This window comes from Actinomyces oris (genome assembly GCF_001937665.1).
Lineage (GTDB): Bacteria > Actinomycetota > Actinomycetes > Actinomycetales > Actinomycetaceae > Actinomyces > Actinomyces stomatis.
In genome coordinates this window covers 1-24,530 of sequence record NZ_MSKL01000015.1, presented here as the reverse complement: position 1 = coordinate 24,530, position 24,530 = coordinate 1, and the positions used below count along the sequence as shown (strand labels likewise).

Below are 24,530 nucleotides of genomic sequence, written 5' to 3'. Positions count from 1 at the left end.
CCTCAGGGTCGGGTGGCGGTGACTGCGGCCCGTCCCTGGGTAGGGACTGCGCCGGCGGCACCACACGCTTGTCATTCACGGGAGGCCAGAACGGCCCCGCGGAGCAAGACACTACCCCTTGGGGTGATCCGGGTCCATCACCCCAAGATGCTGTGTCCAACGTGGTCCTGTGCACACCACCCCTCCCCTCTGTGGAAAACACTCACCGCACTGTGGACGGCTGGTGGAGACAGTCCGCGGGTGCCTCGCCGGCGACGCTCGGCCCCACCTCCACAATCCGCACAACGATGGTCCTGCACGGGTACGACATCTATTCGGCCCCCTTAACCACAGGGAGGGGCCGCCGCCGTCGGCGCTCTACCCCCAGCCCTGGGGATGAAGACGCAGAATTCACCCTCTCAGAGGTGCCCGTTCGGCGTGTCGCCACACCCAGCAAACACCCAGCAAGCGACCAAGACCTGACAGCTGACGGCATTGACAACGACCACATCGGTCTCCGCCTCCCACCTGCGGCGCACAACGAGACCGAAGGCAGCCGCAGAAGCACTGAGGGTCGGAGTGAGAGTACGCAGCCTCACACCGAACAAGAGGCTCACGCTCTAGCGCTTTTTATAGAGACTGATTTGTCGTTATGATAACGTAATAATACGGTTCCCAGCCCCCTCCCCCAAGGACATCCTCATGCAGCAGGTGTTGCACGATCTACCACTGACACTGGCCTACATCGGTGCCGACCTGGTGGCACTCATGCTCCTGGTCGGAGCCCTCTATATTCCCCGCCACGGTCGCCGCGACCTCGTGGCCGCCTACATCGGCGTCAACGTGGGCGTCCTGGCCGTCACTCTTCTACTGTCAACGAGCGACAACGTCGGAGCCGGCCTCGGCCTGGGGCTCTTCGGTGTTCTCTCCATCATCCGTCTGCGCTCCTCCTCCCTGGCCCAGGGGGAGGTGGCCTACTTCTTCGCCGCCCTGGCCCTGGGCCTGCTCGGCGGCATCAAGACCCACCTCATCATCGTCACCATTCTCATGGCCCTCATCCTCGCCTCCCTGTGGGTGGGAGACCACCCGGCGCTCATGCGCCGCAACCGCAACCAGACCGTCACCCTCGACCGGGCCATCAGCAACGAGAACGAGCTCATCACCGAGCTCGAGGACCTGCTCGGCGCCCAGGTGCGCAGCGTCGACCTCAAGAGCCTGGACCTGGTCAACGACACCACCATCGTGGAGGTCCACTACCGGCTGCATCCTCGGTCCCGCACAGCGACGCCGGCTCCGCCGCAGGCCGCCCAGGTGCATCAGGCGGAGACGCCGCGGGTTCCCCACCTGGTCCAGGAGACTCCGCCTCAGGCACTCACTCAGGCCCCCGCTCAGGCTCAGGCTCAGTCCACCAGTCAGCAGCTCTGGCCCGAGGCCCCCGTGGCCGACAGCGCCGCGAGAGCGGCCACCGCCCCACCCCGGTACGACTGGATCACCGGTCACCGCCAGCAGCAAGCCTCCCAGCAGCCTGCTCCGGTGAGCGCCCCACCGTCCATGGTGCAGCCCCACTACAACTGACCGGCCGGCCCTCCTCGCCGGTGGCGCCACCACGTAGACACCGCGTACCCACCACGCAGCCACCGTCGCCTCCCGTCACCGCTGCCACCCAGCAGCACCGGCCTCCCCACCTCGTGACTCCCGATCCCGGAAAGGACTGCACCGTGCTGAACACCGACGGCATCAACACGATCACCCTCGCCGAGCTCAACTCCGAGGCGAGCCTCCTGACCCGCATGGACCGCAAGTACCTGGTGCCCCCCGGCGACACCCAGCACGTCATCAGCTACCTGGCCCCGCGGGCGCAGGTCCTCCAGATCGACGGCCTGCGCCACTTCCGCTACGCCTCGACCTACTTCGACACCCCCGGCCTGGACGCCTACTTCCTGGCGGCCCGCAAGCGCCGTCGGCGTTACAAGATCCGCACCCGCACCTACCTGGACTCCGGACTGTGCTTCCTGGAGGTCAAGACCAACGGCTCACGCGAGTCCACGGTCAAGGACCGCTTCAAGTACGACCCCGACGACGCCGACCGCATCACGCCCGACGGTCGCCTGTTCGTCATCGAGCGTCTCGTGGAGTCCTCCACCTGTTCTCCGGACGACGCGCGCATGATCGCCGACGCCCTCGTCCCGGTCATGGACTCCACCTACAGCCGCACCACCCTGCACCTGCCCCACGACGAGGCCCGCGCCACCTTCGACACCCAGCTCACCTGGGACCTGTTCGGCCCTGACGGGAAGCGCCTCGAGCAGGGCGTCTCAGTGGATCACCTCAACGTCGTCGAGACGAAGAACCCCTCCACGGCCTCCCCCACGGACCGCCTCCTGTGGCATCAGGGGCATCGGCCGGCCCGCATCTCGAAGTACGCCACCGGCATGGCGCTGCTGTACGCGAACCTGCCCACCAACCGGTGGAACCGCACCATCAAGCGGGATCTGGGGCGCTACTGGCGTCAAGCCCAGTCTCGTCAGCTCGCGGCCTGAGCCGCAGCCGCCACGCTTCCGCCTCACCCCTCACCAGCGCCTCCGGGAGGTCACGGGCACCGCCCGCCTCCGGAGGCGCTGTTCGCCGTCTCATGCCGCGGCACGGCAAGTCATGCCTCCCCCATGCCCTGTTCACAGCCCGCTCATGGAATGCGCCCGTTGACTGTTTCTCACCGGACGGAGCCGCACGGCACCGCGGCGCGCTGAGGGCTCACCCCTGCTGCCACCCCGCGGTCAGGCCCCGTCACCGGTCCGAATGACCCGACAGGAGCCTCCCGATGAGCCTGACCACCCTGACCTACATCGCCGCCGACCTGATCGCCCTCGCTGTCCTGGTCGGGGCGCTCTACGCCCCACGCCACTCGCGCAAGGACCTCATGGCCGCCTACATCGGCGTCAACGTGGGCGTCCTGGCCGTCACCCTGCTGCTGTCGACGGCGAGCGTCGCGGCCGGCCTGGGCCTGGGGCTCTTCGGCGTCCTGTCCATCATCCGTCTGCGCTCCACCGAGCTGGCCCAGCACGAGGTGGCCTACTTCTTCGCGGCCCTGGCCCTGGGCCTGCTCGGCGGGATCCAGACCGCGCCGATCGGGATGGTGGCGGCCCTCATGGGCACCGTCGTCGCGGCCCTGTGGGTCGGTGACCACCCCGCGCTCATGCGCCGCAACCGCCATCAGGTGATCGTCCTCGACCACGCGATCACCAACGAGACCGCGCTCATCGCCCACCTGGAGCGCACCCTGGGCGGGCAGGTCCGCTCGGTGGAGGTCCAGCGCCTCGACCTGGTCAACGACACCACCATTGTCGACGTCCGCTTCCGGGTGCCGCGGCACACCCCCGCTGAGCTCGAGCTCGCCACGGCCCCCGACGACGTCGTCCCCGCCTCGCAGCCGGCAGTCGAACCGACCGGCGCCGTCGCCCACGAGGCGCAGACCGCCCAGTCCTGGAGCGGCGCACGCCTGGGCGCCGCGCACACTGACGTACGCCCCCGGCCCGTTGAGACCCAGCCCATCACCATGACACCGGCCGCTCAGTACGTCACCCGCTCCGCCGCGCAGTCGGCAGCGTCGCCCACGGCCGGCTCCGGCAGCCGGACGGCCTCCCCCGCGGCCATGGCCTCGCGCTGAACGGCGACCGGAACGAATCGACAGGACCGACAGGACCCCGATGATGACCTCGACGACGATCCCGACCACGACCGTGAGAACCTTTCCGACGACTTCCTCCGCAGGATCGGACGCTCCGACGTCGGCACCCCTGAGCACCGATCACCTGGCCTCGACCGGCCTCACCGAGCTCAACAGCGCCGCCGGCCTGCTCACCCGGGTGGATCGCAAGTACCTGGTGCCTCTGGAACGCGCGCAGGACCTCGTCAACGGACTCACGCCCGACGCCCGGGTTCTGGACATCGATGGGCGGCGCAGGTTCTCCTACGCCTCGACCTACTTCGACACCCCGGGGCTGGAGGCCTTCATGCTCGCGGCCCGCAAGCGGCGTCGGCGCTTCAAGGTGCGCACCCGCACCTACCTGGACACCGGCCTGTGCTTCCTGGAGGTCAAGACCCGCGGCGCACGCGGCACCACCGTCAAGCGGCGTATGGGCTACCACCCCGACGACGCCTCCCGCCTCACCGGCCCGGGCCGCGCCTTCGTGGCCGCCTGCCTGGCGAGCACGGGGGTCACTGGTCCGGCCGCGGCCCGGGAGATCGCCGCCGCGCTGCGGCCGGTGCTGGCCACCACCTATGAACGCACCACCCTGCACCTGCCTGACGCCGAGGCCCGGGCCACCATTGACACGACCTTGACCTGGCAGCGTCTGACGCCGGGGGCCCGCACGAGGGCCGCCACCGTGACCGCCAGCGCCCCGCAGGCCCTGCGCCCGGCCCGCCTGACCGCCGCCATCAACGACGGCGAGCCGGTGGCGGTGGCGGTGGCGGATGTCGCCGTCGTCGAGACGAAGAACCCGGCCACGCCCTCACCTGCGGACCGCGCCCTGTGGGACGCCGGCCACCGGCCCACCCGCATCTCGAAGTACGCCACCGGCATGGCACTGCTCCACCCCGAGCTGCCCGCCAACCGGTGGTACCGGACCCTGACCCACGAGCTCGCCGACCTGTTCGGCACCGACCGCTCCAGCCTGGAGAGCATCGGCGCCATCCACACCACCGCAAGCGCCGCTTGAGCGCCGCACCCAGACCACCCACGATCCGACACCGGACCCGAGAAGAAGAGGCCCAGAAACCATGAAGACCACCAAGACGATGAGGACCAAGCCCCTCAACCGACTCCGCCGTCGCGCGACCGGAGCCGTCGCGTTCCTGGCCGCGATCGCCCTGGCGGCCGGCTGCTCGACCTCCTCGGCCTCCAGCAACGCCAGTGCCTCGAGCTCGAGCGAGTCGGACACGACATGGAAGACGATCTCCTCGTCGGTCGCTACGGCGTCGACCGGCGCCAGCGTCTCCGACATCCTGGGCGCCAACGCCTCGGTGGAGGACGCCTCAAGCTCTGCGGACGACGCCGGGACCACGGACACGTCGTCGGCCACCACGATCACGCTGTCGGGATCGTCGGCCTCGGCAAGCGGGTCGGCGTCGAGCAATGTGAAGGTCGACGGGGGCACCGCCACCATCAGCGGCGGCGGCACCTATGTCATCAGCGGTGAGCTCAGCAACGGGCGGATCGTCGTCAACGCCCCCAAGGCCGATGTGCGCCTGGTCCTCAAGGGCGCGAGCATCACGAGCTCGGACGGGCCGGCCATCGACATCCAGGACGCCGGCAAGGCGATCGTGGTCCTGGCCAAGGACTCCAAGAACACGCTCACCGACGGCCAGAGCTACGCCTCGGGGCAGGAGGCCACCGCGGCCCTGTTCTCCTCCGACACTCTCACCGTCACCGGGACCGGCCAGCTGGACGTCACCGGCTCCTACAAGGACGGCATCTCCTCCAAGAACGGCCTCATCATCACCGGGAACGCCACCATCAAGGTCAAGGCCGCCGACGACGGCCTGCGCGGCAAGGACTACCTGGTGGTGGAGTCCGGGACGCTGACGGTGGAGGCCGGCGGCGATGCTCTGAAGTCGAGTGAGGGCGATGATGAGACGAAGGGCTTCATCTCCCTGGGCAAGGCGAGCATCACGCTGACCTCCACCGACGACGCGATCTCGGCGACCACGGACGTCACCGTCAAGGACACGAACCTGACGATCACGGCCGGCGGCGGCCAGGCCAACGCCACCGTTGAGGAGCAGGCTCCCCCCGGGCAGGAGTCGACGGCGGATTCCTCGACGCCCTCACCCAAGGGCATCAACGCCGGGGTGAGCTACACGCAGGACTCCGGGAAGGTCACCGTCAACGCGGCCGACGAGGGGCTACAGGCACCGTTCATCAACGTTGCCGGCGGGGAGCTGTCCATCGCTGCCGGCGATGACGGCATCAACGCCTCCAACGGCGACCACGTCATCGAGGGGCACGAGAACGCCGACTCCGAGTCCGACGACGGCTCAGTGCTGACGATCAGCGGCGGCGAGGTGGAGGTCTCCTACGCCTCCTCCGACGGTATCGACTCCAACGGCTCGGCCTACGTCAAGGGCGGGATCGTAGTGGTCTCGGGGCAGGCCGGCGCAATGGACGGCGCGGTGGACGCCAACGGCGAGACCCAACTCGTGGGGGTGACGGGCTCGCCGTCGGTGAGCGCGGGGGACACGCTGACCGTCACGGACTCCTCCGGGTCCCAGGTGGCCTCGGTCAAGGTGGACTTCACGGCTGAGGCGATCACGGTGCTGGGGCTCAAGGAGGGCCAGCAGTACACGGTGGCAACGTCGTCGGGCGGCTCGGCCACGGGGACGGCCTCGGCGCTATCGGCTGGAATGGGCGGTCCCATGGATGGTGGTCAGGGCGGCCAGGGAGGTCAGCCCGGCGGCGGGCAGGGCCAGCAGTCCAACGGGCAGCAGTCCGGCAACCAGAACAGCCAGTCGAACAACCAGTCCAGCACCGCCCAGAGCAGCTGACCCGGTCTGGACACTGAAGTGGGGGGCCGCAGCGCAACGCTGCGGCCCCCACCCTTGCATCGTCGCAGGTCTTCGTCTCGACCTATCGACGCAGGATCCGAGGTCAACGAGCTCCGGAAAGACGCGGATGAGGCTCGTGAGCGCAGATGACATCAATCCCGTCCTCCACGCATTCCTTGAGCCAGGCTCTTGACTCCCGCCATGCTCGAGCATCAGTCCGCGTCATGTACTGAAAGGCCCTGAGCCCCAGGGGAGCACGCCCACCGAAGAGCTCGGTCTTGACATCCATCACCGCATCACCAGCATGAATAAGAGGAGGTTCGTTCTCGCGATCTATGACGACTGCACAGTGCCCCTCAATATGTCCATCAAGCGCGACCAGGCTCAGACTGTCATTCAGCCTGAAAGAGGGGCGCGAACGCCACGTCTCCGATAATGTGACAGGCTTCCACTGCGGTGCATGCGACCACTGAACGGGATGAAGCCTGCGCACCATATCCTTGCGCAGTGCGGGAACGATGAGGTCGACCTGAGCACGTGACACATAGACGCACGCCCAGGGGAAGTCCGCAATACCTCCCACATGATCGACATCATGATGAGTGAGGACAATGCTCCGCACATCGTGCGGATCGATACCGAGTGCCTGAACCTGCCTGATCGCGGGCTCTGCGGGGTTGAGGACCGGGCGAACTCTGCGCAGAAAGTTATCGCCCAAGCGATCGCGGGGATTGCGCAGGTCGGCTGATCCCAGCCCAGCATCGACAAGAGTCCAGTACTTTCCCGTCTGCACCACAAGGCAGTGACATACGAGTGTCGCAGGAGCGGTCAGACTTCCTCGACCGTTCACAAGAAGTTGGCTCGGCGGGTGGAGTGTGCCACAGTTAAGATGATGAATCGTCATGACAACCAGGCTCCCCCTTCAGGCCGACCTCAAGGCAAGCGGATCGGCGACGTGGCTCGTGAGACCGGAATCGCAGCACACGTTCTACGGCACTGGGAGGATGAGGGGATCCTGAAGCCTGAAAGAGACTCCCTCGGGCACCGTCGGTATCGCCCTGAAGATCTCAGTCGGGCCGCAGCAGTGCGACGCGCACAAGAGGCGGGGTTCACCCTGGAACAAATCAGACGCTTCATCCGAGCAAGCGCGCAGGAGCGCAAGGCCCTGCTGAACGATCATCGGTCGGCACTCTCCGACCAACGCGAGCGGCTCACTCACGCCATCGGTCTCGTCGACGGCGCCATGCGCACATCCCCCAACACCTCCTGCCCATACAGCGTGTGAAGGGGATGCAGGTCAGAAACATGCGCACCACCCCAAGATGGCGCCAGTCAATCCCAGCGCGACGCTAGGAGCCACATGACACGCTCAGATCATCATCGCGCGGATGCGCTTTGATATAGCGCCTTGCCGTCCCGTCAGAAGCTATCTGAACAAGTCGCTGATGAACGGCTTCATCAGTCGGATCGAACCAGCGACCGTTAGCTTTTCGAATTGAGATGGCGGCCATCACATAATCGCCACGATAATAGTCGACCTCAAACGAAATCTCGCGACCGTCCACCGCCCCAATCGTCAACACACCTCCCTCGGAATTCACATCGTAATCGTACGACGAAATTTCTTGAAAGAATATCCGAGTGACCTTACCAAGCCGTCCGCGCTTCTCAACGTAATCAATTCCCGTCTCGACATACTCATTTTTCAGAGACATGATCATGAGATACGATAACGACGACAGAAAGATGCCGCCAGCGAGGGCCATCAGAGCCAACAAGAAGACCCAGGCAGTGTCTTCATATGAGAACAGAGAGGTATCTTGCGAATATATCCAGGCTTGAATAGAAAACCATAGACAGAACACCCCAACGACATTTAAAGCGATCCCTACGGGCGCCAGAATGATAACGGCAATCAATGGGAACCTCGGGGCTCGCACCCTCACAGCACCCTCAGTGGAGACCGAGTATTGTTTCGAGTTTCTGCGCCCTAAAAACACTCTCACTGCGGGGCCGACAGCAACAGCAATGACTATAAGAATGTAGTTGAAATTTTCCATCGCTTACATTTCAGTTGTTTAGATTTGGGTTCCGTACCGCACGCCGGAATAGTTGAGTCACGCTCAAGGACCACCTGAATGGCCACGTCAATCCGTGTTGTCAAACATGGAGATGCACTCCTCAGCACTCCACAACGTTGACGGCCAGTCCGCCGCGGGAGGTCTCCTTGTACTTGGCGAGCATGTCCTCGCCGGTCTGGCGCATCGTCTCAATGACGGTGTCGAGGCTGACGGCGTGCCGGCCCTCGCCCCACAGGGCCATGCGGGCGGCGTTGATGGCCTTGACCGCGGCCACCGCGTTGCGCTCGATGCAGGGGATCTGGACGAGCCCGCCCACCGGATCGCAGGTGAGCCCCAGGTTGTGCTCCATGGCGATCTCGGCGGCGTTCTCCACCTGGGCGGGCGTCCCGCCCAGGGCCTCGGCCAGGCCGGCAGCCGCCATCGAGGAGGCCGAGCCGACCTCCCCCTGGCAACCCACCTCGGCCCCCGCGATCGAGGCGTTGGTCTTGATGAGCCCACCCACGGCAGTGGCGGCCAGCAGGAAGCGGCGGGCGCCGTCGTCGTCGGCCCCGGGGATGAAACGCTCGTAGTAAGCCAGAACCGCCGGGACGATGCCGGCCGCCCCATTAGTGGGGGCGGTGACGACGCGGCGCCCAGCGGCGTTCTCCTCGTTGACCGCGAGCGCGAACAGGTCCACCCAGTCCATGCCGCGCAGGGGGTCGGCCATGGTGAAGGCGGCGGCCGGACCAGTCGACTGGGCGCACAGCCGCTCATGGAGGGCCTTGGCGCGGCGGCGCACCCCGAGCCCGCCGGGCAGGATGCCCTCGGCGTTCATGCCGGCCTCGATGCAGGCGCGCATCGTGGCGCGCAGGCGGTCCAGATAGGCCATGACCTCCTCCCGGCTGCGGGCGGAGAGCTCATTGGCCAGAACGACGTTCGACACGCTCAGGCCCTCGCGCTCACAGATCGCCAGCATCGCGGCCGACGTAGTGAAGGGGAAGGGCGCGGGGGTGGCGTGGGCCTGAGTGGCGGAGGCGGTCGCCAGAGCCTGGATCGACGGCGCCCCGGGGATGCCGACGTCCTCCATGACGAAGCCGCCGCCCACGGAGTAGTAGGTGCGGCGCAGGATCTCGGCGCCACTGGCGCAGTAGGCGGTCAGAGTCATGCCGTTGACGTGGTAGGGCAGGACCCGCCCGGGCAGGAAGTGGATGTCAGCACTCGGGCTGAAGGGGATGGGGCCGACGCCGGCGACCACCAGCTCGCCGGCGGCCTCGACCTCCTCCATGAGGGACTCGCACACGACGGCTGGGACGGTCTCGGGCTCATAGCCGGACAGGCCCATGACGGCGGCGCGGTCGGTGGCGTGCCCGCGGCCTGTGGCACCGAGGGAGCCGTAGAGCTCAACAGTGACGCGAGTGGGCTGCGGCAGGCCGGCGCCGGGGACCGGTGAGGCGCACTCACCATCGGATGCCCCCGCACCGCCCGGGCGAACCGCCTCAGCCAGGGCACGACTGAAGGCGCGGCCGGCCCGCATGGGGCCCACGGTGTGGGAGGAGGAGGGGCCGATGCCGATGCGCATGAGGTCGAAGACGCTCAGCGGGCGGGGCGCCTGCTCCACGTCGATCGCCCCGGCCAGGAGGGCGGCGGGCGTGGCCGAGTCCAGCGCCATCGAGACGAGCGCGGTCTCCTGGGCGGCGGGTGCTTCGGTGACCACCGTGGTCGCAGAACCGGCTGCAGAATCAGGGGCGGGTGTCGAGGCGGAGAGGCTGCGGCGGGTCACGTCCTTAATCATGCATCTCCGGCGCCCGGGACCCAACTCAGTGGCGGCCCCCTCAGTCCGTGGGGCGCACCAGCCACCAAGCGGCGTAGGGCGGTACGGGCACGCGCCCCTGCCCCGCACCGTCCAGTGACGTGGAGCCGAAGGGAACCGTGTCGGTCAGGACGTCGGTGGCCCCCATGACCCCGAGCCGGGCGAGCTGGTCGGCAGCCACCGACCGCCACTGCGGCGTCACGTTGTACACGCCCACAAAACTGCCGCGCGGGTGGTCGCGGTAGGTCACCAGCACCCCGGGGTCGTCGACGTCCTGGACCTGGGTGCGCACGGCGGCGTCGAGCTGCGGCAGGCCCGCGCGCACCCGCGCCATGCGCGCCAGGTCGGTGAAGACTCGCCCCTCGACGGTGGAGCGGTCATGCCGGTTGGCCATCCGGGCCTCGTCGAGGCGGGGGCGCCCGGCCCAGCGCGAGTCGGTCTCATGGCCGGGCTCGGTGTCCCAGTTGGGGTCGTTGGGCTGGGCGAGCTCGTCGCCGCTCCACAGGACGGGGATGCCGCCCCACCCGTAGAGGATGGCGTGGGCCATGCGCAGGGCGTGGATCCGCTCCTCGCGCCAGGTCCGCAGCGCCTCGACCTCGTGCTCGGGAGTCTCGTCGGTGACGCCCTCCCAGGCCTCGGTGGCGGCCTCGATCCCAATGAGTGAGGCGGCCGTTCCGGAGATGCGCCGGTCCCCAGTGGCCGGGTTGTGCTGGAAGACGAGGCCCGCGGCGTCGGAGGTGGGGTACTCGCCGCTGTACCAGTCGGCCAGGAAGGACCGGTGGTCGTAGCCGCCGAGGCCCACAGCGGCCGCGTCGTCGTCGTCAATGGCCCAGCCGATGTCGTCGTGGCAGCGCAGGTAGGTGATCCAGGTGGCGGTGGAGGGCTCGACCGGCAGGTTCTGGAGGGCCTCGACGGCCAGCGTCGTGTCGCGCGCGGCGAGCATGGACCAGACCTGGACCATGAGGGAGTTGTGGTAGGCCAGGTCGGAGACCTTGCCGGTGTACTTGCCCTGTCCGAGGTACTGGAGGAGCTCGGTGGGGGCGACGATCGCCTCGGCCTTGAGGTCGACCGCGGGGCAGGCGATGCGGGTCAGGGCGCGCAGGACCTCGGTGATGGCGTGGACCTCGGGCTGGCCCTGGCAGTCGGTGCCCTTGCGCTTGATGGTGAAGGCGATGGCGTCCAGTCGCAGCACCTCGACGCCGCGGTTGGCCAGGTCCAGGACGATACTGGCGAACTCAGCCATGACGCGGGGGTTGCGCCAGTTGAGGTCCCACTGGAAGGAGTTGAAGGTGGTCCACACCCAGCCGCCCACGCCGTCGTCCCAGGTGAAGTTGCCGGGGGCGAAGTCGGGGAAGACCTCCGGCAGGGTGCGCTCGTAGGCGTCGGGCTCGGTGCGGTCGGGGAAGATGAGGAAGTAGTCGCGGTAGTGCTGCTCGCCGGCGCGCGCCCGTGCCGCCCACTCGTGCTCGACGGCCACGTGGTTGAGGACGAGATCCACCACCAGGGAGATCCCCTCGGCGCGCAGCTCACCGGCCAGGTGCTCGAGGTCCTCCATGGTGCCCAGGTCCGGGCGCACGGTGCGGTAGTCGGCCACCGCGTAGCCGCCGTCGGAGTCGCCGGGACGCGGGGTGAGCAGGGGCATGAGGTGGAGGTAGGTGACGCCCAGCTCGCGCAGGTAGTCGATGCGGTCCTCCACGCCGCGCAGGGTGCCGGCGAAGCGCTCGGTGTAGGCGGCGTAACCGACCCGACCGGGGTGCTGGGCCCAGGTGGGGTCGAGGGTGCGGGCCAGGTCCAGGCGGCGCAGCTCGTACTCGCGCTCCGCGTAGGCCCGGGCGGCCAGGGCCAGCAGGTTGAGGGCCTCCTCCTCGGCGGCGTCGCCGTAGAGGGTGGTGAGCCCGTCGAGGAGGTCGGGGTACCAGGCCTCCGCGCGCGTGAGGAAGATATCCCGCTCAACGGCCTCAAGCGGGTCCAGGACGTGGAAGACGATGTCGTTGAAGGAGGCAGGGAGGGGGACAGTGGCGCTCATGAATCCATGGTCCCCGATTCAACGCCGTCGCGGTACTGATTTCCTCATTCTCCCGTCGGCCGGGGCAACCATCGGCCAGGAGGCTGAGTTGGCCGCCAACAGGCGCCTCCCCACCGCCTGAGCCCGCGGCGCCCACCACAGGCGGGGACATTACGCGCGGCCGGGGGCGTGTCGTTCCGGGCGGGGGCATTCGACGCCGTCGGGGACGGAATTCCTGTCCCCGTACGCGTGGTATGCCCCCGGCTGATCGGGAATGCACCCGGGCGCGCAGAATGTCCCCGGCCGCAGGCACGAGTGCGCCCCCGCCCCGCGAGCGCCGGAGCATCAGGACCCGACGGCGTCGTAGGACTCGCGGTGGGCCAGGATTTGAGCGGAGTGGGCGTGGATCCAGGTGCGCAGTGCGTCGATGGGCGCCTGGAGGCTGCGACCCAGGTCGGTCAGCTCGTAGTCGACCCGCGGCGGCACACCCGGCAGCTGGGTGCGCGTCACCAGGCCGTCGCGCTCCATGGATCGCAGCGTCTGGGTGAGGACCTTGGGCGTCACCCCGCCGACCCGCGAGCGCAGCTCACCGAAGCGACTCGGTCCCTCGGCCAGGACCATCACCACCAGCGGAGTCCAGCGGTCGACGACGTGACGCAGTACCGTGCGCGACGGGCAGGCGGGCGAGAGGACGTCGAAGTCGAAGACCGCCGTCCGGGATCCCTCCCCGGCCGGAGCCGCACAGCATGGGGCGCTCTCCCGAGGAACATCCTCTCCCGACTCGCCTGGGGAAAGCTCCATCGCACCCTCCACGCCCGCGGTGTCGGTGCCGCGAGCAGAGCCGGAGCCGGCGCTCCTCGCACTGCTGGCACCGCCTTGAGCCGCCTTCCGACGCTCAGCCATCAGCCCCTCAGTCCGTGACACAACACACTCCCTTAGTTACTTTAAGGTACTCAGTATCAAAATCATACCATCAAGTCATCGCGAGGTTGCCGGCACCCGGCACACTCACCTCGGAGCAGCATCGCACCCACGTGGAGGAAGACTCATGAAGATCACTGTCATCGGAGGAACCGGAATGGTCGGCTCGGCCACCGTCACCGAGGCCGCCGGCCGCGGCCACGAGGTCGTCTCCGCTTCGCGCTCGGGCCGTCACGCCGAGGGCGCCACGCAGGACGTCACCCTCACCCTGGCCGACACGCAGGCCGTGGTCGACCTCATCAACAGCTCCGACGCCACCGTCATCACGGTCTCCGCCGGCCGCGGAGAGTCCGCCCAGCCCGTCATCGACGCCCACCGCGCCCTCATCGCCGCCGCCCCTACCGGTCGGCTCATCGTCGTCGTCGGCGCCGGCTCCCTGCTCACGCCCAACGGCACCCGTCTGGTGGACACCCCCGGATTCCCCGAGGAGTACAAGACAGAGGCCCTGGCCTTCGCCGAGGTCCTCGACCTCTACCGCGAGGCCGGCAGCGCCCTGAACTGGACCCTGCTCTCCCCCGCCCCGGAGTTCACCGACAAGCCGCGCACCGGCACCTACACTGAGGGCGGCGACCAGCCCGCGGGCGGCGAGATCTCCGTGGCCGACTTCGCCGTCGCCCTGGTGGACGAGGCCGAGAAGGACGCGCACCGCGGCCACCGCTGGACCATCGCCAACGCCTGAGCCCGCGGCCGCTCACAGCGCACCCACCCAGCCGGGCCGGTTCCATACGACCGGCCCGGCTTGGCCGGCACCCCCTGCGCGGTGCACGCTAGGCGCCGACCCGCTGAGCCAGGTCGCGAGCAGGAAACCACATGACCTTTCGCCCTTGCTTGGCACTGGTGAGCAGACCCCGATGCTCGAGGTCCTGCAGGTCCGTGCGGGCTGTCTGCGGGACAACACCATGGGTCGTTCGGTGCGCCTCCACAGTCACGCTGCCGGAGGGATCGCGAAGGAAGGTCTCGACAAGCGCGACCTGCCGGTGGTTGAGTCCGAGGTTACGCAGGAGCCGGGTGGCTTCGCGCAGCTGGCCGGTCTTGCGTGCCAGGTAGGCATCGAGCTCGTCTATCGCCTGTACCACGACCCGTGCCTGAGCCAGGAAGAAGTGCGTGAGGTCCCCTTCGTCCTGCTCGGTGAGCAGGAAGCCGCGCGCGTACCTGGCGGGGGCCTTGCGCAGCAGGCGCGAGATCGACAGGAATTCTGTGAGGAAGAAGCCCTGGCGGAGCATCGACCAGTAGAAGACGGCCCGCGATGTTCGCCCGTTGCCGTCTGCGAAGTAGTGGTCGTAGCCCATCATGAAGTGCAGCGTGAGCGCGCGCAGGAGCGGCGGCATGTAGGGGACTGTGCCGTCAGACCGGTCGACGTCGTTCGCAAAGCCGCAGAGAGTCTCAAGTCGTTCAGGCAGGGTCTCGGCCGGGGGTGGGACATGAAGGACCTGTTCCTCGGTCTGGGTGCCGTAGATGCGGACTCTCAACTCCCCCGGGCGCTGAAGTCGACCTGCGTCAGCGGGGTCGTCGAGCGTGCCGTCTGTGACGATCCGGTGGATCTCACATACAAGCTCTGGCGTCAGCCGCTCGTCCCTGAGCTCGATGACACGCTGCATCGCGCTGTAGTTGTTGAGGATCATTTGCTCGCTGCGGTCACGGGGGGCCCGGTCCTCCCTCAGCATCTGCTTGGCCCGTACCCGAGAGGTCGAGGCCCCCTCCAGTTGCGAGGACGTCATCGCCTCCTCGATGAGGGAGCGCACGAGGTAGCGATCTCGCGTCGCGGCGTTGGCGATGGGCTCGGGCAGCTCGACCTGCCCCCGCGCTCGCGCGGACACGTCATCGATGGCGCGCAGGAGCGGGTCTGGCAGGTTGTAAGTGAGCCGGGTCCCGTCCTTCATCGTGAACGGAGTGGGCCGGGCGGCCTGGGTTCGGCGCAGCCGCACGGCCACCCACCACTCCTCGCGTGTGAGGCCAGCTGGAGGATCGTGGCGAAAGAACCACTCCCAGGGGTCATAGTCGGTGTCCGCCGCTGTCGACGGCGACACGAGCACCTCAGTCAGGCGGCCGTCTTTAGCCAGTCTAGCCAGAAGCACCTCCAGGGCCGCTGGCGGTGGAACAGGAACCTTCATGACACAGATCCTCACTGCCGACCTGTCACTTATTGCTAATCTAGCCCAAATTAGCAGTTACTGACAGTTGTGGGCACCATGTTTGCGCTGGGCCCCACACATGGGCACGCTTCTTCCTATGACTATAGTCGACAAGCCCCAACCTCCGATTGCCCTGACCATCGCCGGCTCCGAGGCCTCGGGCGGCGCCGGCGCCCAGACCGACCTCAAGACCTTCCACACCCTCGGCGTCTTCGGCTGCACGGCCCTGACCTGCATCGTCTCCATGGACCCCAAGGACGGCTGGAACCACCGCTTCGTGCCGGTGGATCCCGGCGTCATCGCCGACCAGATCGAGACCTGTGCCGCCGTCCACTCGCGCGTCGACGCCGTCAAGATCGGCATGCTGGGCACCGCACCCACCATCGACGTCGTCGAGCAGGCCCTGGAGACCTACGACTTCCCCACCGTGGTGCTCGACCCGGTCCTCATCTGCAAGGGCCAGGAGTTCGGGGGCGCCCTCGAGGTGGACAACGCCCTGCGCACCAAGATCCTGCCGCGCGCCACGATGACCACCCCCAACCTCTTCGAGGCCGCGACGCTGGCGGGCATGGAGGAGATCACCACCGTCGAGCAGCTCAAGGACGCCGCCAAGCGCATCCACGACCAGGGCGTCCCCAATGTCCTGGCCAAGGCCGGCCCGTCGTTGGGCACCGGCACCGCCCTGGACGTCTTCTACGACGGCACCACCCTGGAGGTCCTCGAGGTTGAGGCCGTGGGCACCGAGCGCGTCCACGGCGCCGGCTGCACCCTTGCCGCCGCGGTGACCGCCGAGCTCGCCAAGGGCGCCGCCCCGCTCGAGGCCGCCGTCACCGCCAAGGAGGTCGTCTCCTCCTCCATCCGGCACGGGCTGCGCGGCAACATGCCCTTCCTCTACGTCTACCAGGGCGAGTACCGACCGGCCTGAGGCCTCGCTACCGAGGCACCCCTCGGTTCCTCACCGATCCTCCCGCTTCACCATCCGCCGCCGACGGTCTCCAGCTCCGTCGGCGGCGGACTTTCACCATCGGTAGATAGATTGTCTAGTAACTAGGTAGCCTATGAACTATGGACTCATCAGCAGCACGCCTCCTGCGCGGATTCCTGGAACCCTGCCTGCTCTCACTGCTGGCCGAGCACGCCGACTACGGGCTGTCCCTGACACAGCGGCTCGCCCTCGCCGGGCTGGATGAGGTGCCCGGCGGCACGCTCTACCCGGCTCTCATGCGCCTGGAGAAGCGCGGCCTCGTCGCGGTCTCCTGGCGCCCCTCCACCTCCGGGCCCGCCCGCAAGTACTACGAGCTGACCGACGCCGGACACACGGAGCTCGCCGCACGACGGGCCGAGTGGCGAACCTTCTCCACGGCGGTCGGCGCTCTCATCGAGGGCCGGAAGGTACGCACGGAGGCCCCCTCATGAGCCGGCCCGAGGAAGCCAGAGATCCGGTGCCGGACGCGAAGGCCGACTGGTACCGACGCTTCGAGGCGGAGCTCGCCTCCCACGGCCTGCCGACCTCCGAGGTCGAGCGCACGGCCGCCTCAACCCGGGCCGAGGCAGAGGCGGCCGGAGAGACACCCGGCGACCTGTACGGTCCGGCGGTCCTCTACGCCCGCGAGGTCGCCTCTGCACTGCGGGACTACCAGGCTGACGTACCCGCTCCCACCTCGGCCGCTCCCGTCGTCCTGCGCCTGACGGACGTCTCCGTCCGCCGCGGAAGACGCACAGTGCTGTCGGGCATCAACCTCACCCTCCACCGCGGCGAGGTCGTCGCCGTCGTCGGAGCCAACGGCGCCGGCAAGTCGACCCTGCTTCAGCTCTGCGCAGGCCTGCTGCGCACAAGCGGTGGGAGCATCGAGAGGACGCCGAGCTTCGGCTACGCGCCCCAGCTCGACTCCTTGGCACCACTGCTGACGGTGGACGAGCACCTCCGGCTCTTCGGGGCGGCACGCGGGATCCGGCAAGGCCGCTCCGTCTCGACCGGCCACCGCCTCCTCACCCGCCTGGGCTGGACCGCTCGCGGAGACCAGACCGCCGGGGCGCTCTCGGGCGGGACCCAGCAGAAGCTCAACGTCGCTCTCGCCCAGCTCGGCGCACCCGATCTGCTCCTGCTGGATGAGCCCTACCAGGGCCTGGACGCCCTGGCCTACGAGGACCTGTGGGCCCTCATCTCAGCCTGGCGCGCCTCGGGCGCAGGCGTCCTGCTGGTCACCCACCTGCTACGGGACGTCGACCTGGTCGACCGCGTCGTCGAGCTGCCGGCCCCGCAGGAGAACGCAGGCCGGACAATCCGCCGAATGCCCCAACGGGCACAGCGAAAGGAGTCCGCATGAGCACATCGCCCGACCACTCCACGCCGCAGACCGAGTGGGACCGCGCCGAGGGCGCCCGGTTCCGGTCGACGGCCGCGACCACGGGCCTGGTCGCGCTCATCACCCTGCGTGAGCTCGCCCGACGGCGCGGCGCCCTCGCGCTGGCGACCCTGCTGCCGCTGACCTTCTACCTGGTGCGCCTGGAGACGCACTGGACCGCCATCCGGCTCCTATCGATCGGCCTGGGCTGGGCGACGGCAACGCTTGCGCTGTTCACGCAGGTCTCGTCCCGCTCAGTGGACCGCCGCCTCGCTGTGAGCGGGGCCCCACCCGCAACCCTGCTGCTGGGCCGCTACCTCGCGGTGCTCGGGCTCGGGTGGACCATTGGCCTGCTCTACACCGGGCTCGTGCTGGCCACGATCGGCGACGAGCTCACCCACCCGAGTGCGGTGCCGGTCATGCTGCTGCTGACCGCCACCGTCGCCACTCCCCTGGGCTCCCTGGCCGCCGCCCTGGTTCCACGGGACCTGGAGGGGGCTCTTCTGCTGCTGTCGGTCATGGCGGTGCAGGTGCTGGTGGATCCTTCCGAGGGCTGGACCCGCGTCCTACCGCTGTGGTCGACCCGAGAGCTGGCGAGCGTCGTCGTGGAGAACCTGGGGCCGGATACCAGCGCCTACCTGCACCGCGGGCTGGCGCATGGCGCAGCCATGGCCGTCCTGCTGACGGCGGCGAGCTGGGCCGTGGGCGTCCTGCGCCTGCGCACGGTCCGTCTCCCGGCACCGACTCCTGCTGAGCCGGTCTACTCGTAGGCGGGCTCGGGGGTGACATCGCGCGCCATGTTGGCGAAGCGCGACACGTGCCCCTGGAAGGCGACGGGGATGGTGCGGGTCTGCCCGTTGCGGTGCTTGGCCACGATGATGTCGGCCTCGCCGGGGCGCTCCTCGTTGTTGTAGTACTCCGGGCGGTGCAGCAGGATGATGATGTCCGCGTCCTGCTCCAGCGATCCGGACTCGCGCAGGTCGCTCATCTGGGGCTTGTTGCCGGTGCGCTGCTCGGGACCGCGGTTGAGCTGGGCGACGGCGATCACCGGAATCTCCAGCTCCTTGGCCAGCAGCTTGAGGGATCGGGAGAACTCGGAGACCTCCTGCTGACGCGACTCGACGCGCTTACCCGAGCTCATGAGCTGGAGGTAGTCGATGACCATGAGCCCCAGGTTGTGCTGCTGCTTCATGCGCAGCGCCTTGGAGCGGATCTCCGGCATGGTGAGGTTGGGCGAGTCGTCGATGAACAGCGGCGCGTTGGAGACGGGGTTGTAGGCCACGGCGACGTCAGTCCAGTCGCGGTCCTCCATCTGGCGCGAGCCGCGCAGCTTGTTCATGTCGACGCTGGACTCGGCGGCCAGGATGCGCATCATGAGCTCCATGCGCCCCATCTCCAGGGAGAAGTAGCAGCTGGTGATGCCGTGGTGGATCGACGCCGAGCGGCAGAAGTCGACGGCGAGCGTGGACTTCCCCATGGCGGGGCGCGCGGCCACGATGATCATCTGGCCGGGGTGGAGCCCGCCGGTGAGCTCATCGAGCTCGATGAAGTCGGTGGGCACCCCGGTCAGGGCCCCGTTATCGCGGTTCTGGGCGGCCTCGATCTCCAGGTTGGCCTCCCCCAGGAGCTCGGAGACGGCGACGTAGTCCTCCTTCTCCCCCTCGTGGTGGGCCACCGAGTAGACCTCGGCCTCGGCCAGGGTGACGAGCTCGGCGATGTCGCCGGCGTCGGTGGAGTACCCCAGCTGGGTGATGCGGGTGCCGGCCTGGACCAGGCCGCGCATGAGCGCCTTGTCCTTGACGATACGGGCGTAGTAGCCGGCGTTGGCTGCGGTGGGGACGGTGGCCATGAGAGTGGCCAGGTAGGGGGCGCCACCGATGCGTTCGAGCTCGCCGCGCTTGGAGAGCTCGTCGGCGACAATGAGCGGGTCGGCGGGCTCGGAGCGGTTGTAGACCTCGACGATCGCATCGAAGATCGACTCGTGGGCCGAGCGGTAGAACTCCGGGCCGCGCAGGACGTCGATGACGTCGGTGATGGCCTCCTTGCTCAGGAGCATGCCGCCGAGCGTGGCCATCTCGGCCTCGAGGTCCTGGGGCGGGAGGCGGTCGAAGGCGGAGCTGTCGGCGCGGACGCTTCCGCCGTCGGCGCTGCCCGAGCCGGCCTGAGCGCCCATGCCGTTATCCATCCGGCCACCTTCCGCACTGTCACGCCGGTTGCTACCGGCTCGTCCTGCTGCTCCCGACGACGGCCCGCCGCGTCAGGAAGACGCTCGCCCGCGTGGAGCGCGCGCGTGACGATAACGCCATCGGGCAGGCCCTGCAAACTCTCAAGTTCACCCGCCTTGGGGATATCCGCACCACCGCTGTGGGAAGACCCCCAGAGCCTGGGGACAGAGGTGGGCACGCTGTGGATACAGATGTGTGCACCTGTTGCCGGTGCGCCAACACTAGGCGACTTTTCGTCGAGATAGCAGTGATTTGCTGGTTCAGGTTTTCTATAGGCTCTTCCCACGACATCACAATGTGATCTGTGGACAAGTGGGTAAACCTGTGGACAAACGTCACGTTCGACTTGAGGTCCACGTCGTTTGTGGCTCCCCTACAGGGTGGTCCGCGCCAGTTATCCCCAGACCCTGTCATCACAGTCGAACAACGGCTTCATCAGGCATATCTTCAGCAAATATTCAGCCTTCCAGTACTTTCCATGGGGGCGAATAGTTGTGCGATCCCCCAGAACAATTCGGGCGATCAGTAGCCTCAGTCACGTCCACGTCTCACCCCCTGCGACCTCTTCCTCAACCTCATCCTCAACCTGGTCGTGAGGACGTCCTCGGCGCTGCCTCCCTGCGAGCTCGTTGCCGGCACTCGAGTCCGTTCCTCCAGCATCCCGCCCCGCAGTCGCGGCCTGGCGCCGCCGGGGATGCGCCGCACGCCTTCGCTCCGCCACGCTCATACCACCTAGAGGCTGCCGATGCTCTGACGGGGCCCGTGGTCCACAATGGGGGCCGTGCCCAACACCAGCAGCCCCGCCTCCAGCGGCCTCAACCGCCAGGTCCTGTCCCTGGCCGTGCCCGCACTGGGTGCCCTCATTGCCGAGCCGCTCTTCGTCCTGGCCGACTCGGCGATGGTCGGCCACCTCGGCGCGGTGAGCCTGGCCGGCCTGTCGCTGGCCTCAACGATCCTGACGACGACGGTGGGCCTGTTCGTCTTCCTGGCCTACGCCACCACGGCGACGACGGCGCGTCTGTTCGGGGCCGGCCGGCGCACCGAGGGCCTGCGGGCCGGCGTCGACGGAATGTGGCTGGCGCTCCTGCTGGGGCTGGGGGCGGGGGCTCTCCTGGGACTGGCCGCACCCTGGCTGACCGTGACGATGGGTGCCGATGGTGCGGTGGCTCAGGCGGCCGTGGCCTACTTACGCGCCTCCTGCCCAGGACTGCCCGGCATGTTCGTCGTCCTGGCGGCCACCGGCGTCCTGCGCGGCCTGCTGGATACGCGAACGCCCTTCGTCGTGGCCACGGGAGGGGCGGTCTTCAACATCGTCGTCAACGCGGTCCTGCTCTACGGCGTCGGGATGGGGATCGCGGGCTCGGGCGCCGGCACCGCGATCGCGCAGACGGCCATGGCGCTGGCACTGGCCGGTCCGATCGCCCGGGCGGCCCGGGCCGCCGGCGTGGGCCTGCTCCCCCACCGCCAGGGCCTGCGGGCCTCTCTGGGCAGTGGGACACCCCTGCTCATCCGCTCACTGAGCCTCCGTGTGGCGATCCTGGCCACCGTGTGGGCGGCGACGGCGCTCGGGGAGGTGTCCCTGGCCGCCCACCAGGTGGTCAACGCCCTGTGGACCTTCGCGGCCTTCGCCCTGGACGCACTGGCCGTGGCGGCGCAGGCCCTCATCGGCACCGCCCTGGGACAGGCGCAGAGGGAGGGCGCGGACTCCGCCGTACCGGACACTGAGGCCCTCACCGAGGAGGAGGCCGGGGCTGCCGCTGCGACCGCCGGCTGGTCCATTGACGAGCTCCTGAAGCGGATGCTGGCCTGGGGCGCCGGGACGGGTGTACTCATCGGGTTGCTCATGGCGGTGGGCGCCGCCTGGTTGCCCCGCGCCTTCACCTCCGACGCGGGCGTCATCGTGGCCGCGACTCCGACACTCCTGGTCGCGGCGAGCGCGCAGCCCCTCGCCGGGGTCGTCTTCCTGCTCGACGGTGTGCTCATGGGCGCCGGTGACGGACGCTACCTGGCCCGGGCGGGCCTGGTGACGCTGTTGCCCTACGTCCCGCTCGCACTGCTCATCGGGGGCGGCGTGCTGCCGGGGGCTGACGGGGCGACGTCGGGCCTGGTACTGCTGTGGCTCGCCTTCGCCTGGGTCTTCATGGCCGCCCGCGGCGCCACCACCTACCTGCGGGCCCGCGGCACCGCCTGGCGCCACTGATCGGCCTCTCGCCGCGTCCACCGCACCGCCTGTCCCCGCCTGTCCCCCGCGCGTTCGTACCTTATGTCGTGCGTTCGAGGGGTAGAGGGTACGAACGCACGACCTACCCTACGAACCGGACAGCCAGCACGACGCCGTCGGGCCGGAATCCCCGCATGGAGGACCCGGCCCGACGGCGGAAGGATGCCCGGCGCTCAGCGCGCGGGAACGACGTTGACCTCGAGGGGGGCCACGACGTCGGCGTGCAGGCGCACGGAGGCGCTGTGACGGCCGGTCGACTTGATCGGCGGCACGACCTGAATCTTGCGGCGGTCGACGGCGGGGCCGCCGGCGGCCTTGACGGCGTCGGCCAGGGTCGCGGTGGTCACGGCACCGAAGAGGCGGCCGTTGTCACCGGCGGTGGCGGAGACGGTCACGACGTTCTCCTGCAGCCAGGCGCGAGCGGTCTGGGCGTGCTCGAGGGACTCGATGGAGCGCTTGCGGCGCGCCTCGGCCATCTGGTCGATCTGGCGCTGGGCACCCTTGGTCCACGGGGTGGCGAGCTTGCGGGGCAGGAGGTAGTTACGGGCGTAGCCGTCCTTGACCTCCACGACCTCGCCGGCGGAGCCGAGGTGGGAGACGTCGTGCGTGAGGATGAGCTTGGTGGTCATTGCGCGTGCCTCCGATCAGCGAGCCGAGCTCGAGTAGGGCAGCAGAGCCATCTCGCGGGCGTTCTTCACGGCCTTGGCGATCTTGCGCTGCTCCTGGACAGAGACGCCGGTGACGCGACGAGCGCGGATCTTGCCGCGGTCGGAGATGAACTTCCGCAGCGTAGCGGTGTCCTTGTAGTCGATGGTGCCGACCTTGATGGCCTTGACGGGGCTGACCTTCTTCTTCGGCTTGCGAAGTTGGGGCTTCGCCATGGTGGTACTCCTTGGTCTGAGCGCCTGGGCGCTCTACGAGATGAAAAGTTGTGATGTGTGAGGGAACGGGCCGACGGCGTCGCGGCCTTCAGAACGGGGGCTCGTCACCGAAGGAGGTGGAGCCGCCCGTGGCCCACGGGTCGTCCGCGGCGCCGCCGGCGGGGGCGTTGTACCCGGACTGGCCCTGGCCGCCGAAGCCGCCACCGCCGTTGTAGCCGCCCTGCTGGGGGCCACCCTGGTTGTATCCGCCCTGGTTCTGGTTGCCGAAGCCGCCGCCCTGGGGGCCGCCCTGACCTCCGCCGAAGCCACCCTGGCCGCCACCGCGCGGCTGGCGGGTGACCTGGGCCTTGGCGTAGCGCAGGGAGGGACCGATCTCATCGACCTGCATCTCCACCACCGTGCGGTTCTCGCCCTCACGGGTAGTGTAGGAGCGCTGGACCAGCCGGCCCTGGACGATGACGCGCGTGCCCTTGGTCAGCGACTCGGCCACGTTCTCCGCGGCGTCGCGCCAGATCGAGCAGCGCATGAACAGGGTCTCCCCGTCCTTCCACTCGCCGGCCTGGCGGTCGAAGGTGCGCGGCGTGGAGGCGACGGTGAAGGAGGCCACCGCTGCCCCGGAGGGCGTGAAGCGCATCTCGGGGTCCGCGGTGAGGTTCCCGACGATGGTGATGATGGTGTCTCCGGCCATGGCGTTGTCTCCGTTCCCGGTAGAGGCTCAGGCCTCGGGACGCAGCAGCTTGGTGCGCAGAACGGTCTCGTTGAGGCCGAGCTGGCGGTCGAGCTCCTGGGCGATCTCGGGCGTGGTGGTCATGTCCACGACGGCGTAGAAGCCCTCGGACTTCTTCTTGATGTCGTAGGCCAGCCGGCGCTTGCCCCAGATGTCGACCTTGTCCACGGTGCCCCCGTTGCTGGGAACGACCTGCAGCAGCTTCTCGAGCGTCGCGTTGGCGGTGCGCTCGTCCGTCTCGGGGTCGAGGATGATCATGATCTCGTAGTGACGCATGCTTGGTACCCACCTCCTCTGGTCTGTGGCGGTCACGGTCCTTCCGCGACAGGAGGGTGATGCGTGCGGCGCACCATCCGGTGGAATGAGGTCCATCCGCCCGACGGCGCAGCCAGTTCGCCACATTACCGGACAACCGGGTGGCCCTGAAAGCCGAGACGGTGGGCCGACGACGTGCCATGCAACACGTCGTCGGCCCACCGTCAAGCACCTATCAGCAAGCGGGTGCTCATCCGCCGTGGACTAGTGACGCTAGCCGACGCCGCCCTGGCCCCCGCCGTTGTTGCCGCCGTTTCCGCCGCCGCCATTGTTGCCGCCGCCCTGGCCGCCGCCGTTACCGCCGCC

The 24,530-nt window shown here is 68.5% G+C and carries 23 protein-coding genes; 12 read left to right on the top strand and 11 right to left on the bottom strand.

What is annotated here, in order from left to right; all coding sequences use genetic code 11:
• Window positions 1–681: 681 nt before the first annotated feature.
• From BKH28_RS06875 to BKH28_RS06855, 5 genes are all read left to right on the top strand, one after another.
• The gene (locus BKH28_RS06875; protein ID WP_075418099.1) at window positions 682–1,554 is read left to right on the top strand and encodes a DUF4956 domain-containing protein; all 873 of its coding nucleotides are present in this window, start codon (window positions 682–684) and stop codon (window positions 1,552–1,554) included.
• Between the two features lie 143 nt (window positions 1,555–1,697).
• Window positions 1,698–2,519 (top strand): polyphosphate polymerase domain-containing protein, encoded by an 822-nt coding sequence (locus tag BKH28_RS06870; protein WP_075418098.1) that lies wholly within the window; start codon window positions 1,698–1,700, stop codon window positions 2,517–2,519.
• Window positions 2,520–2,797: 278 nt separating this feature from the next.
• Complete coding sequence (locus tag BKH28_RS06865; RefSeq protein WP_075418097.1) at window positions 2,798–3,643, top strand: DUF4956 domain-containing protein; 846 nt, start codon at window positions 2,798–2,800, stop codon at window positions 3,641–3,643.
• Window positions 3,644–3,686: 43 nt separating this feature from the next.
• On the top strand, window positions 3,687–4,697 hold the full coding sequence (locus BKH28_RS06860) for a polyphosphate polymerase domain-containing protein (RefSeq protein ID WP_143224094.1): 1,011 nt from the start codon (window positions 3,687–3,689) through the stop codon (window positions 4,695–4,697).
• A 61-nt stretch (window positions 4,698–4,758) separates the two neighbouring features.
• Window positions 4,759–6,522 carry a carbohydrate-binding domain-containing protein gene (locus BKH28_RS06855; protein ID WP_075418096.1) on the top strand — a complete coding sequence of 588 codons (1,764 nt, stop codon included), beginning with the start codon at window positions 4,759–4,761 and terminating at the stop codon, window positions 6,520–6,522.
• A gap of 103 nt (window positions 6,523–6,625) precedes the next feature.
• Here BKH28_RS06855 and BKH28_RS06850 read toward each other — a convergent pair whose 3' ends face one another.
• Entirely contained in the window at window positions 6,626–7,426 is an 801-nt protein-coding gene (locus BKH28_RS06850) for an MBL fold metallo-hydrolase (RefSeq protein ID WP_081380075.1), read from the bottom strand.
• Between BKH28_RS06850 and BKH28_RS14010 the strand changes: the two genes are divergently transcribed.
• Window positions 7,412–7,807 (top strand): MerR family transcriptional regulator, encoded by a 396-nt coding sequence (locus tag BKH28_RS14010; RefSeq protein WP_081380073.1) that lies wholly within the window; start codon window positions 7,412–7,414, stop codon window positions 7,805–7,807. The genes BKH28_RS06850 and BKH28_RS14010 overlap by 15 nt on opposite strands.
• A 64-nt stretch (window positions 7,808–7,871) precedes the next feature.
• On the opposite strand, the gene BKH28_RS06840 is transcribed toward BKH28_RS14010, so the two are convergent.
• The 4 genes from BKH28_RS06840 to BKH28_RS06825 all read right to left on the bottom strand — a co-directional run bounded on the left by BKH28_RS06840 (window position 7,872) and on the right by BKH28_RS06825 (window position 13,198).
• Window positions 7,872–8,582 (bottom strand): hypothetical protein, encoded by a 711-nt coding sequence (locus BKH28_RS06840; protein ID WP_143224092.1) that lies wholly within the window; start codon window positions 8,580–8,582, stop codon window positions 7,872–7,874.
• 121 nt (window positions 8,583–8,703) lie between these two features.
• Complete coding sequence (locus BKH28_RS06835) at window positions 8,704–10,374, bottom strand: L-serine ammonia-lyase (protein WP_256695522.1); 1,671 nt, start codon at window positions 10,372–10,374, stop codon at window positions 8,704–8,706.
• Between the two features lie 40 nt (window positions 10,375–10,414).
• The gene (locus BKH28_RS06830) at window positions 10,415–12,418 is read right to left on the bottom strand and encodes an alpha-amylase family protein (RefSeq protein WP_075418093.1); all 2,004 of its coding nucleotides are present in this window, start codon (window positions 12,416–12,418) and stop codon (window positions 10,415–10,417) included.
• 324 nt (window positions 12,419–12,742) lie between these two features.
• A complete protein-coding gene (locus BKH28_RS06825; RefSeq protein ID WP_075418106.1) occupies window positions 12,743–13,198 on the bottom strand; it encodes a winged helix-turn-helix transcriptional regulator in 456 nt (151 codons plus the stop codon).
• Between the two features lie 247 nt (window positions 13,199–13,445).
• Here BKH28_RS06825 and BKH28_RS06820 point away from each other — a divergent pair, with 247 nt between their 5' ends.
• A complete protein-coding gene (locus tag BKH28_RS06820) occupies window positions 13,446–14,057 on the top strand; it encodes an NAD(P)-dependent oxidoreductase (protein ID WP_075418092.1) in 612 nt (203 codons plus the stop codon).
• Window positions 14,058–14,145: 88 nt separating this feature from the next.
• On the opposite strand, the gene BKH28_RS06815 is transcribed toward BKH28_RS06820, so the two are convergent.
• Complete coding sequence (locus BKH28_RS06815; protein ID WP_075418091.1) at window positions 14,146–15,489, bottom strand: Fic family protein; 1,344 nt, start codon at window positions 15,487–15,489, stop codon at window positions 14,146–14,148.
• Between the two features lie 118 nt (window positions 15,490–15,607).
• Between BKH28_RS06815 and thiD the strand changes: the two genes are divergently transcribed.
• From thiD to BKH28_RS06795, 4 genes are all read left to right on the top strand, one after another.
• Window positions 15,608–16,435, top strand: a complete 828-nt coding sequence (thiD, locus tag BKH28_RS06810; RefSeq protein ID WP_075418105.1) for a bifunctional hydroxymethylpyrimidine kinase/phosphomethylpyrimidine kinase — start codon at window positions 15,608–15,610, stop codon at window positions 16,433–16,435.
• Window positions 16,436–16,575: 140 nt separating this feature from the next.
• Window positions 16,576–16,926, top strand: a complete 351-nt coding sequence (locus BKH28_RS06805) for a PadR family transcriptional regulator (RefSeq protein WP_075418090.1) — start codon at window positions 16,576–16,578, stop codon at window positions 16,924–16,926.
• On the top strand, window positions 16,923–17,837 hold the full coding sequence (locus BKH28_RS06800) for an ABC transporter ATP-binding protein (protein ID WP_075418089.1): 915 nt from the start codon (window positions 16,923–16,925) through the stop codon (window positions 17,835–17,837). The genes BKH28_RS06805 and BKH28_RS06800 overlap by 4 nt, the downstream gene beginning before the upstream one ends.
• Window positions 17,834–18,625, top strand: coding sequence for a hypothetical protein (locus BKH28_RS06795; protein ID WP_075418088.1), 792 nt, complete (start codon window positions 17,834–17,836; stop codon window positions 18,623–18,625). The genes BKH28_RS06800 and BKH28_RS06795 overlap by 4 nt, the downstream gene beginning before the upstream one ends.
• Here BKH28_RS06795 and dnaB read toward each other — a convergent pair.
• A complete protein-coding gene (gene dnaB, locus BKH28_RS06790) occupies window positions 18,616–20,040 on the bottom strand; it encodes a replicative DNA helicase (protein ID WP_075418087.1) in 1,425 nt (474 codons plus the stop codon). The two genes, BKH28_RS06795 and dnaB, sit on opposite strands and share 10 nt — an antisense overlap.
• Window positions 20,041–20,852: 812 nt before the next feature.
• Here dnaB and BKH28_RS06785 point away from each other — a divergent pair.
• Window positions 20,853–22,280, top strand: a complete 1,428-nt coding sequence (locus tag BKH28_RS06785; protein WP_075418086.1) for an MATE family efflux transporter — start codon at window positions 20,853–20,855, stop codon at window positions 22,278–22,280.
• Between the two features lie 194 nt (window positions 22,281–22,474).
• Here the strand turns inward: BKH28_RS06785 and rplI are convergent, their stop codons facing one another.
• From rplI to rpsF, 4 genes are all read right to left on the bottom strand, one after another.
• Window positions 22,475–22,930 (bottom strand): 50S ribosomal protein L9, encoded by a 456-nt coding sequence (gene rplI, locus BKH28_RS06780; RefSeq protein WP_003783683.1) that lies wholly within the window; start codon window positions 22,928–22,930, stop codon window positions 22,475–22,477.
• 15 nt (window positions 22,931–22,945) lie between these two features.
• Complete coding sequence (gene rpsR / locus BKH28_RS06775; RefSeq protein ID WP_003783656.1) at window positions 22,946–23,182, bottom strand: 30S ribosomal protein S18; 237 nt, start codon at window positions 23,180–23,182, stop codon at window positions 22,946–22,948.
• Between the two features lie 88 nt (window positions 23,183–23,270).
• On the bottom strand, window positions 23,271–23,870 hold the full coding sequence (locus BKH28_RS06770; RefSeq protein ID WP_075418085.1) for a single-stranded DNA-binding protein: 600 nt from the start codon (window positions 23,868–23,870) through the stop codon (window positions 23,271–23,273).
• Between the two features lie 27 nt (window positions 23,871–23,897).
• The gene (gene rpsF, locus BKH28_RS06765) at window positions 23,898–24,185 is read right to left on the bottom strand and encodes a 30S ribosomal protein S6 (protein WP_003788455.1); all 288 of its coding nucleotides are present in this window, start codon (window positions 24,183–24,185) and stop codon (window positions 23,898–23,900) included.
• Between the last annotated feature and the right edge of the window lie 345 nt (window positions 24,186–24,530).

What these genes read in the sequence shown, in the direction of transcription:
- BKH28_RS06875 (WP_075418099.1), top strand. Translation starts at nt 682, where the DNA reads ATGCAGCAGGTGTTGCACGATCTACCACTGACACTGGCCTACATCGGT.
- BKH28_RS06865 (WP_075418097.1), top strand. Translation starts at nt 2,798, where the DNA reads ATGAGCCTGACCACCCTGACCTACATCGCCGCCGACCTGATCGCCCTC.
- BKH28_RS06860 (WP_143224094.1), top strand. Translation starts at nt 3,687, where the DNA reads ATGACCTCGACGACGATCCCGACCACGACCGTGAGAACCTTTCCGACG.
- BKH28_RS06855 (WP_075418096.1), top strand. Translation starts at nt 4,759, where the DNA reads ATGAAGACCACCAAGACGATGAGGACCAAGCCCCTCAACCGACTCCGC.
- BKH28_RS14010 (WP_081380073.1), top strand. Translation starts at nt 7,412, where the DNA reads ATGATGAATCGTCATGACAACCAGGCTCCCCCTTCAGGCCGACCTCAA.
- BKH28_RS06850 (WP_081380075.1), bottom strand. Translation starts at nt 7,426, where the DNA reads ATGACGATTCATCATCTTAACTGTGGCACACTCCACCCGCCGAGCCAA.
- BKH28_RS06840 (WP_143224092.1), bottom strand. Translation starts at nt 8,582, where the DNA reads ATGGAAAATTTCAACTACATTCTTATAGTCATTGCTGTTGCTGTCGGC.
- BKH28_RS06835 (WP_256695522.1), bottom strand. Translation starts at nt 10,374, where the DNA reads ATGATTAAGGACGTGACCCGCCGCAGCCTCTCCGCCTCGACACCCGCC.
- BKH28_RS06830 (WP_075418093.1), bottom strand. Translation starts at nt 12,418, where the DNA reads ATGAGCGCCACTGTCCCCCTCCCTGCCTCCTTCAACGACATCGTCTTC.
- BKH28_RS06825 (WP_075418106.1), bottom strand. Translation starts at nt 13,198, where the DNA reads ATGGAGCTTTCCCCAGGCGAGTCGGGAGAGGATGTTCCTCGGGAGAGC.
- BKH28_RS06820 (WP_075418092.1), top strand. Translation starts at nt 13,446, where the DNA reads ATGAAGATCACTGTCATCGGAGGAACCGGAATGGTCGGCTCGGCCACC.
- BKH28_RS06815 (WP_075418091.1), bottom strand. Translation starts at nt 15,489, where the DNA reads ATGAAGGTTCCTGTTCCACCGCCAGCGGCCCTGGAGGTGCTTCTGGCT.
- thiD (WP_075418105.1), top strand. Translation starts at nt 15,608, where the DNA reads ATGACTATAGTCGACAAGCCCCAACCTCCGATTGCCCTGACCATCGCC.
- BKH28_RS06805 (WP_075418090.1), top strand. Translation starts at nt 16,576, where the DNA reads ATGGACTCATCAGCAGCACGCCTCCTGCGCGGATTCCTGGAACCCTGC.
- BKH28_RS06800 (WP_075418089.1), top strand. Translation starts at nt 16,923, where the DNA reads ATGAGCCGGCCCGAGGAAGCCAGAGATCCGGTGCCGGACGCGAAGGCC.
- BKH28_RS06795 (WP_075418088.1), top strand. Translation starts at nt 17,834, where the DNA reads ATGAGCACATCGCCCGACCACTCCACGCCGCAGACCGAGTGGGACCGC.
- dnaB (WP_075418087.1), bottom strand. Translation starts at nt 20,040, where the DNA reads ATGGATAACGGCATGGGCGCTCAGGCCGGCTCGGGCAGCGCCGACGGC.
- BKH28_RS06785 (WP_075418086.1), top strand. Translation starts at nt 20,853, where the DNA reads ATGGGGGCCGTGCCCAACACCAGCAGCCCCGCCTCCAGCGGCCTCAAC.
- rplI (WP_003783683.1), bottom strand. Translation starts at nt 22,930, where the DNA reads ATGACCACCAAGCTCATCCTCACGCACGACGTCTCCCACCTCGGCTCC.
- rpsR (WP_003783656.1), bottom strand. Translation starts at nt 23,182, where the DNA reads ATGGCGAAGCCCCAACTTCGCAAGCCGAAGAAGAAGGTCAGCCCCGTC.
- BKH28_RS06770 (WP_075418085.1), bottom strand. Translation starts at nt 23,870, where the DNA reads ATGGCCGGAGACACCATCATCACCATCGTCGGGAACCTCACCGCGGAC.
- rpsF (WP_003788455.1), bottom strand. Translation starts at nt 24,185, where the DNA reads ATGCGTCACTACGAGATCATGATCATCCTCGACCCCGAGACGGACGAG.